A 13,445-nucleotide genomic window follows, 5' to 3' on the forward strand; every position below is an offset into this window, starting at 1 on the left:
GAACGTGCGCATCCGGCGCGCAACGCTCAGACGATGCCGCTTTGCTTGCGGTAGGGTTCAAGCCGGGCGCCGCAGGCGCCGCAGGTCGTCGCACTAGGGGCGTTCTGCTTGCCGCATCGTTTGCAGCGCCCTCGGGGCGACAGCTTCCCACGCTTGCCCTTGCCGCGGCACTCGCCGCATCCAGTACACGAATACCCGCACATCATCCCTCCTCCAACCGTTGTGCCCTTCCTGAAACGAAGGCGGTCCGCACGCCGCCGAGGGAGCGCTCCGAGCCCGGACGCCGGCATGCGGCCCCTGTCGGCTCAGCGTTGCGGCGCCCCGCTCGGCGGCTTCGGCGCCCCCGGCGCCTTGGGAGCGCCCGGAGCAGGGGCGGCACCTGCCGGCGCAGGCGCCGAAGGTGCGCCCGCCGACAGCTCGGTGTGGCAGAACGGGCACTTCTTCAGGGGAACGCCCCCCATCGATTGGAGCTTCTTACCGCAGCTCGGGCATTCCGCCGCCCCCGCGTTGGCATCCGCCGGTCTGAAACACATGCTGGTCTCCTTTCCCTCGGGGCGCCGCGCCCAAGGCGGGCGCCCCGGTTTGCTTTCGGTATCTCGGTTCGACGCGGGCTATCCGCCTAGCCCAGCTTCGTCGGCTTCGTGCGCGCATAGCCGCGCGTGGGCTTCAGCATGAAGCGCCCGCCCACGAAGAAGAAGCCGTAACGGGCCATGTCCGTGCGCGTCGTGCCCAGGCCCTCGTACACCTCGTCGGCCGACTTTCCCTCATCCACCCGTGCGTTCAGGTAGGCCGCCTGCTCTTCGTCCTCAAGCTCGAGCAGCTCGTCGATCGTCATGGTTCCCTCCTTTGCTTGCGTTGCTTGCGTTCGTCCTGATGCGCCCCGCGCAGACGCGCGGGGCGGCTGCGCCTTTAAGGCAGGAACACCGCCACCTTGTGATCGAGCTCGGCGGCGCGCTTCTGCATGTCCTCAAGCGTCCCGCACTCCAGGCAGAACGACTGGCAGTGCTTGACGCACGTGGGCTTCTCGCCCGCTTCCAGCCGCGAAGCGCACTGGTCGCAGAGCGCTGTGGGCACGGGCAGGTAGATCCAATCCCAGGCATCCACCACGCCCTCACCGATCTTCATGGGCGGCATCTCGAGCACTTTGATGCCGAACTGCCCGATGGGAAACCCATGCTCGTTCTTGCAGGCGACTTCGCAGCTGTGGCATCCCGAACAATACTTGTAATCCACCAGCAGCGCAGAATCCTTGCTCATAGGTGCACCTTCCTTTCCTGTTAGTCGTCGAGGCCGTCGACGCGCCGGATATCGCACATCACGCCCTTGTAGGGGGCGCCGAACCCGAGCTTGCCGATCTCCTTGTGGGGCAGAAGCTCGTTGACGTTGGACTTCCACACGCCGAACAGGTTGGGCTCCTCGCCGTCCTGCTCGGGGTACCACCAGCCGTGGCGAGCGTGCACGACGCGCGGGTCGATGGTGTCGGTGATGTGGGCCTTCTGGCGCGCCGCGCCGAAGAGGTTGCGGATCTCGACCCAGTCGCCTTCCTCGATGCCGTAGCGCGCGGCGGTCTCGGAGTGTATCTCCACCACCGGCCACGGGGTGATCTCGCGCATCTGGGGCAGCTGCCGATGCTCGGAGTGGAACGATGCGAAGTCGCGTGCACCGGTGGTCATGATGAGCGGGTACTGCGCCTTCAGCTCGGGGTGGCTAGTCTGGTCCCAACGCGGCTTCTCGAAGTAGGGCAGCGGATCCTCGCCCCAGGCCTCGTACACGATGGAGCACAGCTCCACCTTGCCGGTCACGGTGTTGAAGCCGGGCTCGCCATCGGGGCGCAGCATGCCCTTCTCGTACTTCTTGTACGTGTAGCCGGGCTGGTAGAAGCCGATCTTGCGCAGCTCGTCGAACGTGAAGCCGTACTCGGGCATGAGCAGCGAGTCGAAGAAGTCCTCGACCGAGTCGTACGGCCACGAGGCAGGGTTCAGGCGCTTGCCCAGCTCAAGGTCTATCTCGAGGTCCGACTTGCACTCGCCGCGCGTCGACGCCTTGTTCATGGCCCCCATGAACACCGAGTTGCGGCCGTAGTGCGGCAGCACGATGCCGTCGTGCTCGGGGAAGGCCGCCAGCGGCAGGAACACATCCGCGAAGGCCATGGCGGTAGGCGTCATGAACAGGTCGGAACAGACGGCGAAATCGATGTCCTTCAGCGCCTCGTGCCAGCGGTGCGGCTGCGCGGAGTTCGTGGGCGCGATGAGGTTCGTTGAGTTGAACCAGCACATATGAATCTCGTAGGGATCGCCGGTCTCCAGCACGTCCAACGTCACGTCGGGATGCGTGGTGGCGTGGGCATAGGCGAGGGCCGGGTACTCCTCGGCACCGATGCGCTGCTGCCAGTCCTCCTCGGCCACGGCCTGGCGACTGTCCATGCGCCACTTGCCCATGAAGCTGTTCGGCGCGCCCACCGTCAGGCCGCCCGGCACGTCCAGGTTGCCCGTGATGGCGGCGATGGCCAGGATGGCATGGCCCGCCTGCACGCCGTTCGCCTGCTGGTCGATGGCCAGACCCCAGGCCACAGCACCCGGATGGTGCGTGCCGATGTAGCGGGCGAGCTCGAGGATCTGGTCCTCGGGCACCCACGTCACCTCGGACACGTAGTCCACCGGGAACTCGGCGGCGCGCTCGGCCAGCTCGTCGAAGCCGAAGCACCAGTTCTCCACGAAGTCGTGGTCGTAGAGGTCTTCTTGGATGATGATGTTCAGCAGGCCCAGCGCCAGGCACGTGTCCGTCTGGGGCTTGATCTGGATCGTCCAGTTGCCCTCGCGGCAGCCGAGCCAGGTGACGCGCGGGTCGATGCAGATGATCTTCGTGCCCAGCTTCATGAGGTCGATGAGCGCGTGGCCATGGAGGCCGTCGGGGTTCGAGGCCAGCGGCGCCTTGCCCCAGCAGATGACGTAGTCCGGCACCTGGTAGGCCGGGTTGTCGAAGCGGTCCTCGAAGAAGCCGGCGTAGTCGATCTCGGGATAGCCGGCGCCCAGGATGAAGTCGGCCACCGTGCAGCGGGGGCCGTAGCACGACCAGCCCGACTGCGAGTAGCAGTAGTTCGGGCTCTGCAGGACCGAGAAGCACAGCGGGTAGCTGTACATGACGGCCTCGCGGCCCGTGCCGCCGAACACCATGATGGCGCGGGCGCCGTACTTGGCCTTGACGTCCTTCACGTGCTGTTCGATGAGGTCGTAGGCCTCGTCCCACGTGATGCGCTCCCAGGTGTCCTTGCCGCGGTCGGCGCGGTTGCGCTTCATGGGATAGATGATGCGGTCGGGGCTGTTGCAGTATTCCACCAGGTCGAGGCCGGTTGCGTTCAGGCGACCCTGGTAGATGGGGTGCTCCTCGTCGCCCTCCACCTTCACGAGGTTGCCCTCGGCGTCCACGGTGAGCTGCATGCCCCACCCCACCGGATGCTCGCCCGGAGGCGACCAAGCGCACGTGCGGAAAATGGTGGTCCCGTCCTCCTTTACCTGCTTCCACTCTTTCTTCATCGGCATACTCCCCTTTCACTTCCGGCGCTCGGGCAGACCCGGCGCGCTGCGAATCGAGTACCCGAGCCGAGACGGCGCCTCGGGGGGAGAGGCCGGACGGCTCGGGATGGCGGGAAGTATAGGGCGGCAGCAAAAAGGGGCCGTACCATGGCCGCTATGAAATTCCGCAGGGAAGGATCATATCGGAAAGAGTAATACCGCGCCTATGAAGGTGCGGGAGCGCATAATACCGGGAATGGTAAAGCACACGTTACACCTGATGGATAGCGGGCTTGCATCGGGAGCCGCTCGCATCCGCGCCCGGCCCAAGAAAGGATATTGCGCGAGAACCACGAAGCCGGCAAGGCGCACGTCTGCGATAATGGGTCGAGACGCCCCGTCGGACCGCACGCATGCCGGCTTGCGGGCGTAGGGTCGCACACGTTTCGAGAGAAGGGAACTGCCATGCTGCATGAAATCCGCTTTCCATCGTCGAACGACCGAGACCAGGTGACGGGGTGGATCTACGTCCCCGCCTGCGAGCCGGAGGGCATCGTGCAGCTGGTCCACGGCTTCGGCGAGCACTCCCGCCGCTACTTCCATATGATCGTGGCGCTCATGGACGCCGGCTTCATCGTGGCGGCCGACGACCACGTAGGTCACGGCGCCACCGCCATAGCGAACGACACCTGGGGCGACTGGGGCGACGCGGGGCCGCATACCATGATGGAGGACGAGAAGCGGTTCAAGGACCTCGTGTGCGAGAAGTACCCCGACCTGCCCTACTTCCTGTTCGGCCACTCCATGGGCTCGATGATCGCGCGCGACTTCAGCGCGAAGTACGGCGACGAGCTGGCGGGCGCCGTCTACTGCGGCACCACCGGCATCTTCAAGAACACCCGCGAGGTGCGCGCGAAGCTGGACGAGGCCATCGCCGCCGGCAAGGGCCACGAGAGCGACCCAGCCTTCGTGGGCGAGCTGATGGGCTGGATGTTCGCCCGCTGCGAGGAAGGCGCCGCGCTGGGCAACGAGTGGATCTGCCACGACCCCTCCGTGCAGAAGGACCACGCGGAGGATCCCTTCGACGCGTTCACGCACCCCACGCACAATGTGAGCCTGCGCGATTTCATCGACATGATGCTGGTCATCGAGGGCGCCGAGTGGGCCGAGAAGGTGCCCTCCGACCTGCCCGTCCTCTGCATCGCCGGCGACCAGGACCCCGTGGGCAACTACGGCGAGGGCGTCTACCAATGCGCGAACTGGCTCGCCGACACCGGCCACGAGGTGACGACGAAGCTCTACATCGGCTACCGCCACGAGATCCACAACTACGACGACCTCAAGTTCGAGGTCGAGGAGGACCTCGTCAGCTGGCTGATGGTGCACCTTTAGGCGAGTCGAAGGGCGCCCCCGCGATCCTGCGGGGGCGCTCCGCAGTCGGCCTCGGAGCTCGCCCGTAGGGCAAGGGCTCTGCCCTCGCCGCTCAACAAATAGCATTACCGCAGGTCGACGGCAAGGGCAGAGCCCTTGCCCTGCATTCAGCAGGCAATTATGGCCGCATCTGTTAAATGCGGCAAACCCTCGTTAAGTGCGCTCGGCGTAGATGTCGGCGTTCACGTGCCAAGAGCCGTCGTCCTGTACGTTGACGTTCTGCTCTTTCCGCACAGACGGCAGAATACACCACGCCTCCCCAATTTGATTCCTCGGTGACTACAGCAAACTTTGCAACAACATTCATTTTTGCTTCGTGCATGGTAGTTCGCGAAGTCGTTCCTATGAAATAAAAAGGCGAGCAACACTCCGAAAAAAGGAAATAGACCTTCGTACAAATTCGATGACGACCGGCAAGCGAACAATGCGGAGACGCAATCACGACTCGCTAGCTTTTTGTAACAATCCACTTTTCTTTGCGCTCGTCGTAATACGAATTCACGCTAGTGACCTCGTCTTCTATAACTGCATTAATAAACTTGAGCCATTCGCCCAAACTACAGTAGTGTAACCTTTTGTTAGCATCATGATCCGAAGTCACGTAAAAGCCGATAGCAGCACCCGTGCTGTCCGTTTTAAAGGAAAGTATCACAAACGAATGAATAAGCTGGTTGGCCAAATACCTACCAGAAATTGTTCTTTTCTTGCTGTTAGAGAAATCATAGTATTCCGAATCCGGATATCTTCGAAAAAGCGGAAGTATCCTTTCGGGGTTTTCGATTGTATTCTCTATTTCTTCAACGGCGAGCGTGTATCCTTTCATCGAGCTGGTCAATTTTTCCGACTCATACAACAAACGAATAGTGAATGCCGAATAGAGCAATGCGCGTTCAAGCCTAAATGCCGAATAAGACACATCGGGCGCATCCCTATTTTCATCTATCGATAGGTTTGCATAACGGTCTATCTCATCAATGAGTCCGCGAAGTTCGTCTTTCCAATAATATGAGTTCAGCAACAACGTAATCTCTCATACTACGATGTATTACAAAAATCGAGTCATGCAGAGTGGCTCAAAATCAGAAACTGATAAAAAATTATAGCTCGATTCCATTGATATCGACTATTCATCCATTTACCCATATTTGTCCTGAAACCACCGACCACACAACGTCTATTATGAGGGTTTCGACGAAAGTGCCTTTTTGATGACGCAGTGCGGGAATGCTGTCATCGCGACGCACGACGAATGACGAGATGCAAAGACAAGATAAAGCCGAGGAACGCCCGCAGGTGGTTTCGTTACGCGCGCTCGGCGTAGATGTCGGCGTTCACGTGCCAGGTGCCGTCGTCGCGCACGTTGACATTCTGCCAATGGAAGCGATCGTCCTCGATGGAGACGAACACCCACTTGTGCCGCTCGTCGGCGAGGTTCGTGAGGACGATCTGGTCGCCCTCACGGCGCGCCTTGAGCCGGAAGATCTTCCCCGCGTAGCCGTAGGCGACGTCCCACGCGCGCGTGCCCGGATTGTAAACGCGCAGTGACGTGCCGTACTCGGTGAGGGGATGCGGCGTCTCCGTCCTCGCGTCGCGCGCGGGCAGGATGATCACGTCCTGGATGCCCATGCCTTCGAGCACCCGCGCAAAAATCCACTCGCCCTTGACCGAAGAGGCCAGATTGCGGTCGACGTAGTCGAGCTTCCAACTGCCCACGAGGCTTCCGAACCAGTCGAGCTCCTCCGGCAGCTCCGGGCTCCTCCCGTCGCTCACCAACGCCTCGACGAAGTCGTTCATTCGAAGACCCCCTTCTGCCGCTTTAGAGAAACAAAATAGAAAGCGCCGGAGGAGGTAAAAAACATACCTTTCGGGCGCTTTGTGATAGCCTATAGTATCGCGAATCCATGCGATGTCAACAATCTTCTCGGCGGCAGAGCGTCAAATGATGCACATACGCCCACGATTGGAACAGAAAGTTAGCAATAGAACCGAAGCGCCACGGATGAAAATCGTTCAAGGACCTTACCGATAATCGGAGAAATCGACATTGGGCCATTTCTTAAACAATTCTGCCACCTCTGACGCATCAAATTCGACAGACTTTGCAATTATTGCTCCCGTAGCATAATAGTCTGCTCTCGATTGCCCTAAATGGCAAAGGCATCGAGTAAAGAATTCTTGACTACATAGCATTTTTGTTACGCAAATCTGCAAAGCAGAGCAAATTGCTTCTTCATTCCACTTATCAGGCGACTCGCTAGGCCCAATTCCTACACCCGGCCTATCCTTGCCGTAATAATTCCAAAACGCACAATGGCCAAACTCGTGGGCAGACTGAAAGATCGCAAGACCCGGATCGTCCTCTTTGGCAATGCTCAACTTAACCAAAAGAACCAGATCGTGCACAAGAATCGTGATAGGAGCGGATTCGCGATCCGTAGCCTTATCGAGAAAAATCGGATATGTATCTGGGAGGTCAGGCAACACGTCTTGAACGACCACAAAAGCAGAGGGAACTCGACTCCGGCATATATCCTGAAACCAGTCATCCAGGCTTGCGTTGTACTCATACATCTTCATCTACTTGCCCGACCTCTCAATCGACTTCAGGGTGGTGTATTTGAATTCCAAACGATGTGTTTTACGTTGTTTCACCTTCTCATCTTGAATCACTTCGCTTTACATTATGGCTGAATCACGACTTCAGAAAGCCCCTTCTCGTCATTTGCCCCTTCACGCAACTCGCCATGATCATAAGTTCGGATCATTGCGACCCCTCCTCAGTTCGGCCATGACCTCGGAGTTTTTTTGCTCAAATTCATTGAGCGGCGAAGGCATGGCGTCAAACTCTTCAGGAGAATAGAGCGGTTCATACCAATCGCAAGACGCGAAATAGGCCGCAAGATCCTCGCGGTCGAATTTCCTTCCATGTCGTGCATATATCTCATTATGAGCAAGATACAAATCCCAAGTTGGAAGTTCGTCTAGTTCTTCTTTGGAGTAGTAACGAGAATCACTATCGGGGAGGATGAAGCCAGCATATTCGCCCTGCTCATTCTCTGAACGAAAGTCACCTGAAATCCTCTCTTCGACCAGACCGTCATCGATCGAGTCCGACAATGCAGCGATCGTCGCTCCTATTGCTATAGCGATCATAAACAGGAGCGCTATTTCAGCAAGCAGGGTTAGCTGCCTCTTTCTGCTCGAAGACTTGGCTCGCATTCGATTCTTCATCTACGTCGCCTTACACCTCGAATCGTTCCGGTGGATAGTCCGGCGGGTAGTATTGCAGCAAGTCTTCCCGATGAAGCTCCCACTCTTCCGTAGCCATTGCCCCCTCAGCCTCGGCAACTGCGAAAACCTCTTGAACCAAGCACAAAAGCCCTTCCCCATTCACAAGTTCAACGCCCACACTTGCCGCGTACTTCTTCGCGTCAAAACTGAAATCGCTCGTTGTTACGAACATCATCTGTGGTGCATTGAGCGAGGCGTTCGCACCGACAAGCTTCTGGATCAGATCGCGTCCAACCTTATTACCGGGGTCATAGCATTTGCATTCTACAATTACCTCTATACCGGAATTGCCCCAAAGCTCGATATCGTATCCTCCGTCCCTGGAAGGAGGAGTCACTACAGCCCTGAAGCCACGATGGGCAAAGAGTTGCGCACAGTAATTTTCAAAATCCGCGGGCCTTTCCCGGAACTTGCCAATCAGCGAGAGAATCGTTTCATGCTTCTGGATTAGCTCTTTTTGACTCATCGCATATCGGTATTTCCGCTCTTCCTCAACGCATCTGTTTATTGAAACGCCCTTTGCTCGCAATGTGTTGACAAGCCAAATAAGATGTATTGGACTATCAACAGAAACTCGATAGTCATCAACGAGGAGAACGCAGGATTCCTGCACAATGGTGTTGTTCGAACGACGGCGATCCCGACTCCCATCTTTATTGGGATAGAGCCACTCGGGAAACGATAAGCTAAAACCGTTAGCGCCGTTGCTCCTTCGGCGTTGTATTTTGACCGACCTGCTCAGATCTATTTTATAATCGCGGTAAAATCTATTGCGCAAATAGGTGCGATAAACGCCCCTGGCGACCAAGACGAACGCCAAAGCAAGCGCCGCCAACACCGCCAGCAGGATCAAAACACGCGCCGTAATTTCAACTGATCCGACATTTAAAAGAACCTGCTGAAGCGCGGTATCCAATTTACTCACAGCGTCCATCGCACCCCTCCGCTCGATTTTATTTGCAACAAGCGGCAACTCCTCAAGCCATACCTCTACACGTTGAACTTGAAGTGCATCACATCCCCGTCCTGCACCACGTACTCCTTGCCCTCCTGGCGCAGCTTGCCGGCGTCGCGACAGCCTTTCTCGCCGCCCAATCCCACGTAGTCCTCGAAGGCGGCCGTCTCGGCCTTGATGAAGCCGCGCTCGAAGTCGGTGTGGATGACGCCGGCGGCCTGCGGGGCCTTCGCGCCGATGGGGATGGTCCAGGCGCGCGTCTCGGTCTCGCCGCTGGTGAAGTAGCTCTGCAGGCCCAGCAGCTTGTACGCCTCGCGCACAAGGCGGGCCAGGCCGCTCTCCTCGAGGCCCATGGCTTCCAGGTACTCGCGCGCCTCGGCCGGGTCCAGCTCGGCCAGGTCGGCCTCCACCTTGGCGGAGATGGGCACCGGCGCGCAGCCGTCGATCTCGGGAAGCTCCGCGTCCAGCTGGTCCTCGTCGACGTTGGCGATGTAGAGCATCGGCTTCATGGTAAGCAGGTGCAGATCGTGCAGCGCGGCGCGCTCGTCGTCGGAGAGGTCGAGCGTGCGGGCGCGATGCCCCTCGTTCAGGCCCGCGAACACCTTCTGCGCGGCGGCCACCTTGGCGGCGCCGGCCTTGTCGCGCTTGGCATCCTTCTCAAGACGCGGCAGCGCCTTCTCCAGCGTGGCCATGTCGGCCAGGATGAGCTCGGTCTTGATGGTGTCCACGTCGGAGAGCGGGTCCACCTTGCCCGCCACATGCACGACGTCCGGGTCGCCGAAGAAGCGCACGACCTCGCAGATGGCATCCGTCTCGCGGATGTTCGCGAGGAACTGGTTGCCCAGGCCCTCGCCCTGGCTCGCGCCCGCCACCAGGCCCGCAATGTCCACGAACTCCACCGTGGCCGGCACGATGCGCGCCGGGTGGTCGATCTCGGCCAGCGCGTCCAGCCGCGCGTCGGACACCGGCACGATCCCCACGTTGGGCTCGATGGTGGCGAACGGGTAGTTGGCCGCGAGGCCGCCCTTGTTGGTAAGGGCCGTGAACAGCGTGGACTTGCCGACGTTGGGCAGGCCGACGATACCGATGGAAAGCGACATGGAACTTCCTTTGACGATCGTTGCAAACGTATCGTCCCATGATAGCAAAACGCCCGTCCTCGCACGAGCACACCGCGCACCATCACTCAAAACAGGCACCGCGCGGCCGTCCTCGCATAATCTCGCTTATACGGCAAGAATGCGGTCAGGATAACGGCCCGAGGCTTATACTGTTCTCCATGACAATCGAAACGAGCAGCTATCTGGGAGACACGGTGGCCTTCAAGCAGGCGCTCGGCCTTGTCGTGTCGCGGCACAGGATGAGCGAGCGACTCTCGATCAGGAAGTTCGCCCTCATGGTGGGCATGAGCCACACGCACCTCTGCCGCATCGAATGCGGCAAGAGCGCCACCTCCGTCACCATGGCGATGAGGATAGCGGAGGCGCTCGACCTGAACCCTGGCGACCTTTTGGCCGAAGCCTACGAGGAGGCGCTCTGCTTCAAAAGGGCGAGGCAGGCAGCGTGCGCCCATCCACGGCAAAACGCACGTTGACGAAGAAGCTCGCAACGGTGCGCCTGCCGGCGCAAGCGGCCCCGCACGCCCGCGTTGGAAGCGCGAGGATCGGCACCGCCGGCCCTACCCCGCCGCGCGCCGAGGGACGCGCGGCGCGACCGTGCGGGGAAACCTCACCTCCGGGTAGTAGCACGACAGCCCGTCCGTGCAGGCGGCGGCGCGCTCGGGCGGTACATCCATACGCGCAAGGTACTCCTGTTCGTCGACGCACGCGCGCGCGATCTCCACGTTGCGCACGACGGCCTCGATGTCGCGCAGGATGCAGGCCGAGTCGTCCGAGCGACCGACGATTTTCGCCGCGGCCACGCCGGCGCGCTCCAAACGGTATATGGCACACAGGCCGCAGGCGGTACGGTGGAACCGCCCGTAGGCCTCGTTGTTCTCGCGTGCGGCGCCCGACAGGCTTCTGCCGCGCCCCACGGTGTAGAACTCCCGGTCGGCGTGGCGCACATCCCAGCAGAGCGCGTTGCGGTTCTGGAAGTGACGGCCCAGGCAGTAGCCGTCCGCGAAGATGCAGCCGTTTCGCATGAGGAACACCTCCAACTCCACATCGGGCACGGCTTCCGCCAGCGCCTCGATCTCGGACAGCCCCATGTCGCGCGGCACAATGACGCGCGTGCAGCCAAGCTCGCGGTAGAAGCGCGCGATGTCGGCGTTGTACACGCCGCACATGGTGGACGCCACCACCGCCAGGCCGCTGTCGGCCGCCGGCTCCACAGCCTCCGGCACCGACACGATGACGCCCGCTGCGCCGGCCGTGTGCAGCCTCTCGAAGTAGCCGTACAGGAAGTCCAGCTGCTCTTTGGTGTAGACGTTCGCGTTGAATGTGACGTAGAGCTTCTTGCCCAGGCCGCGCACCTCGTCCACGATATCGAGCACCTCGTCGAAGCCGTAGGGGTTCGCCTGGTCCTGGAAGCCCGTCATGCGGTTGAGGTCCGCCACGTCGCCGAAGCGCTCGTGCCAGGCCGCATCGTGAAAGCCCACGTAGAACTCCTCGCCCCCCGCCTCGGCGTAGCGCCCGAGGTATGCCCGGTCGTTCACCGGTACGAGCGGGTTCATCGCGCGCTCCCGGCCGCCGCGAGGGACACGCGGGCCATCGCCCCGCCCCGATCGGGCACAGCGGCCGGACCTTCGCCCGGACCGAGTTCCGCCGCCGGTACCTCGGCGGCGGCGGCCGCGCGCTCGCATCCCTGCCCTTCCTTCGCTTGGAAGCGTACGGCCCCGGGGCCGTGCTCAACCCTCGCATCGCGGCGCGGCACCAGCACGTCGAACGGCGACACGATCATGCGGAAGTCCTCTCCCTCGCACACGGTGCAGCCGTGGTTCGGGAAGTACACGGCGCGGCCGAACTTCAGCAGCCGCGCGCCGTACGGCAGCCCGTAGCCGATGGCGCAACGCGCACATTCGAGCTTGCATGGCGCATTCGGTCGGAACTTCTCGCGCACGGGGCGGCCGATGCCGGCCAGCTCGCAGATCGAGCCCGTGGACATATAACAGTAGGGCATGTGCACGCCCACCTCGAGATGCGGCATGTAGCCGCGCAGCTCGGACAGGTCGAGCGCCACATGCGTGGGATCGAGCTCGAGCCCCTGCAGCTCGCCTTGGCGGAACAGCTCGGTGACGAGAGCGGGAACGCCCACCGCATGCCTCTCCTCGAAGAGCTCCGCGTAGCGCGGATCGCGCGGCTCCTTAGAGAACAGGCGCCCCGCGTTCAGCGGCAACCCGTACCGGTCGAGGCAGTACGCCACCATGCCCACGTCGTTCACCGTTATCTCGTCGACGACGCCGCGGTTCGCTCCCACCAGCTCGTCGATGCGGTGGCACGCCTCGGCCAGGTCCTTCTGGGAGAACACCGGCACCACGAGCGTGGCTGGTATGCCCTCGCGGCGGCAAAGCGAGAACGCCTCACGCCACACCTGGTCGGGCTGGCGCAGGAAGTACTGGCTGCAGAAGTTTGAGCCGATGTAGAGCCGTCTCACCGAGCGGCGGCCCGCCGCCTGCATGGTGCGCTCCACCATCGTGGAAAGCGTCATGCCGTGCGCACGGGCCGCCGCGGCCACGTCGGCCACGCTGCACGCGGGTATCGATTGCATTGCCGGCTACTGCTCGTTCTCGGCGACGCCCTGGCCGTACCGCTCGCCTTCGCCGTAGCGCTCGCCCGAGGCGTACCGCTCGCCCTTCTCGGAGCCTTCGCCATATCCTTCGCCCTTGCCGTGCTGCTCGTCGGCCTTGCCGGAGCCTTCGGCGTAGCGCTCGCCGGCATGCCCGCCTTCGCCGGAGCCGTATCCCTCGCCATAGCCCTCGCCGCGGCGGCGGCCCTCGCGGCCGCTCTCGCCCGCGCCGTAGCCCTCGCCCTCGCGGCCGCCCTCGCCGTGCCCGTAGTTCTCGCCCTTGCCGTAGCCCTCGTCGCGCGGCTGGCCCTTCAACTCGTCGATCGTGTCTTCCATCATGGCAGACCCCTTTCGTCGTAGAATGCGCGGTTGAAAAAGGCGGCCCCACGGACCGCCGTCGCGACGCCTCCCGGCGGAGGATGGGCCGGTGGCGCCGCGTTCCCAACATGGTAGCGCGCACCTCGCGCGAAAGGCGCCGCGCCGGGCGTCCCTTTCCCGCCCGTACCCGCCCCGTCAGCATCCCGAAAACG

16 protein-coding genes are annotated in these 13,445 nt (G+C 61.5%); 2 read left to right on the top strand and 14 right to left on the bottom strand.

What is annotated here, in order from left to right:
• Window positions 1-26: 26 nt before the first annotated feature.
• The 5 genes from K9U15_RS14515 to K9U15_RS05420 all read right to left on the bottom strand — a co-directional run bounded on the left by K9U15_RS14515 (window position 27) and on the right by K9U15_RS05420 (window position 3,533).
• Window positions 27-290 carry a zinc-ribbon domain-containing protein gene (locus tag K9U15_RS14515; RefSeq protein ID WP_367316874.1) on the bottom strand — a complete coding sequence of 88 codons (264 nt, stop codon included), beginning with the start codon at window positions 288-290 and terminating at the stop codon, window positions 27-29.
• A gap of 15 nt (window positions 291-305) precedes the next feature.
• Window positions 306-533: a hypothetical protein gene (locus K9U15_RS05405; protein WP_301155724.1), complete on the bottom strand. Its 228-nt coding sequence runs from the start codon at window positions 531-533 to the stop codon at window positions 306-308.
• A gap of 86 nt (window positions 534-619) precedes the next feature.
• Window positions 620-835, bottom strand: coding sequence for a hypothetical protein (locus K9U15_RS05410; RefSeq protein WP_301155725.1), 216 nt, complete (start codon window positions 833-835; stop codon window positions 620-622).
• 74 nt (window positions 836-909) lie between these two features.
• Window positions 910-1,257 (bottom strand): oxidoreductase, encoded by a 348-nt coding sequence (locus tag K9U15_RS05415; RefSeq protein ID WP_301155726.1) that lies wholly within the window; start codon window positions 1,255-1,257, stop codon window positions 910-912.
• 20 nt (window positions 1,258-1,277) lie between these two features.
• Window positions 1,278-3,533, bottom strand: a complete 2,256-nt coding sequence (locus tag K9U15_RS05420; protein WP_301155727.1) for a molybdopterin-dependent oxidoreductase — start codon at window positions 3,531-3,533, stop codon at window positions 1,278-1,280.
• 444 nt (window positions 3,534-3,977) lie between these two features.
• Here K9U15_RS05420 and K9U15_RS05425 point away from each other — a divergent pair, with 444 nt between their 5' ends.
• Window positions 3,978-4,904, top strand: coding sequence for an alpha/beta fold hydrolase (locus K9U15_RS05425; protein WP_301155728.1), 927 nt, complete (start codon window positions 3,978-3,980; stop codon window positions 4,902-4,904).
• 487 nt (window positions 4,905-5,391) lie between these two features.
• Here K9U15_RS05425 and K9U15_RS05430 read toward each other — a convergent pair whose 3' ends face one another.
• The 6 genes from K9U15_RS05430 to ychF form a co-directional block, all read right to left on the bottom strand.
• Window positions 5,392-5,964 (bottom strand): hypothetical protein, encoded by a 573-nt coding sequence (locus K9U15_RS05430; RefSeq protein ID WP_301155729.1) that lies wholly within the window; start codon window positions 5,962-5,964, stop codon window positions 5,392-5,394.
• 281 nt (window positions 5,965-6,245) lie between these two features.
• Entirely contained in the window at window positions 6,246-6,737 is a 492-nt protein-coding gene (locus K9U15_RS05435; protein ID WP_301155730.1) for a hypothetical protein, read from the bottom strand.
• A 225-nt stretch (window positions 6,738-6,962) separates the two neighbouring features.
• A complete protein-coding gene (locus K9U15_RS05440) occupies window positions 6,963-7,514 on the bottom strand; it encodes a hypothetical protein (protein WP_301155731.1) in 552 nt (183 codons plus the stop codon).
• 177 nt (window positions 7,515-7,691) lie between these two features.
• Window positions 7,692-8,174: a YARHG domain-containing protein gene (locus K9U15_RS05445; RefSeq protein WP_301155732.1), complete on the bottom strand. Its 483-nt coding sequence runs from the start codon at window positions 8,172-8,174 to the stop codon at window positions 7,692-7,694.
• A 10-nt stretch (window positions 8,175-8,184) separates the two neighbouring features.
• Entirely contained in the window at window positions 8,185-9,168 is a 984-nt protein-coding gene (locus tag K9U15_RS05450) for a restriction endonuclease (protein ID WP_301155733.1), read from the bottom strand.
• A 56-nt stretch (window positions 9,169-9,224) separates the two neighbouring features.
• Entirely contained in the window at window positions 9,225-10,289 is a 1,065-nt protein-coding gene (ychF, locus tag K9U15_RS05455) for a redox-regulated ATPase YchF (protein ID WP_301155734.1), read from the bottom strand.
• A gap of 179 nt (window positions 10,290-10,468) precedes the next feature.
• On the opposite strand from ychF, the gene K9U15_RS05460 reads away from it, so the two are divergent.
• Entirely contained in the window at window positions 10,469-10,783 is a 315-nt protein-coding gene (locus tag K9U15_RS05460) for a helix-turn-helix domain-containing protein (protein WP_157780579.1), read from the top strand.
• Window positions 10,784-10,867: 84 nt separating this feature from the next.
• Here K9U15_RS05460 and K9U15_RS05465 read toward each other — a convergent pair whose 3' ends face one another.
• Genes K9U15_RS05465 through K9U15_RS05475 form a run of 3 tightly spaced genes read right to left on the bottom strand, consistent with a single transcriptional unit; the run spans window position 10,868 to window position 13,254 of the window.
• A complete protein-coding gene (locus tag K9U15_RS05465) occupies window positions 10,868-11,863 on the bottom strand; it encodes a peptidase U32 family protein (RefSeq protein ID WP_161959731.1) in 996 nt (331 codons plus the stop codon).
• Window positions 11,860-12,897 carry a hypothetical protein gene (locus tag K9U15_RS05470; protein WP_161959732.1) on the bottom strand — a complete coding sequence of 346 codons (1,038 nt, stop codon included), beginning with the start codon at window positions 12,895-12,897 and terminating at the stop codon, window positions 11,860-11,862. Before K9U15_RS05470 ends, K9U15_RS05465 begins: the two co-directional genes overlap by 4 nt.
• A gap of 6 nt (window positions 12,898-12,903) precedes the next feature.
• A complete protein-coding gene (locus K9U15_RS05475) occupies window positions 12,904-13,254 on the bottom strand; it encodes a hypothetical protein (protein WP_123673658.1) in 351 nt (116 codons plus the stop codon).
• Between the last annotated feature and the right edge of the window lie 191 nt (window positions 13,255-13,445).

The organism is Gordonibacter sp. RACS_AR68 (genome assembly GCF_030418485.1).
In the GTDB taxonomy this organism is placed as follows: Bacteria; Actinomycetota; Coriobacteriia; order Coriobacteriales; family Eggerthellaceae; genus Gordonibacter; species Gordonibacter urolithinfaciens.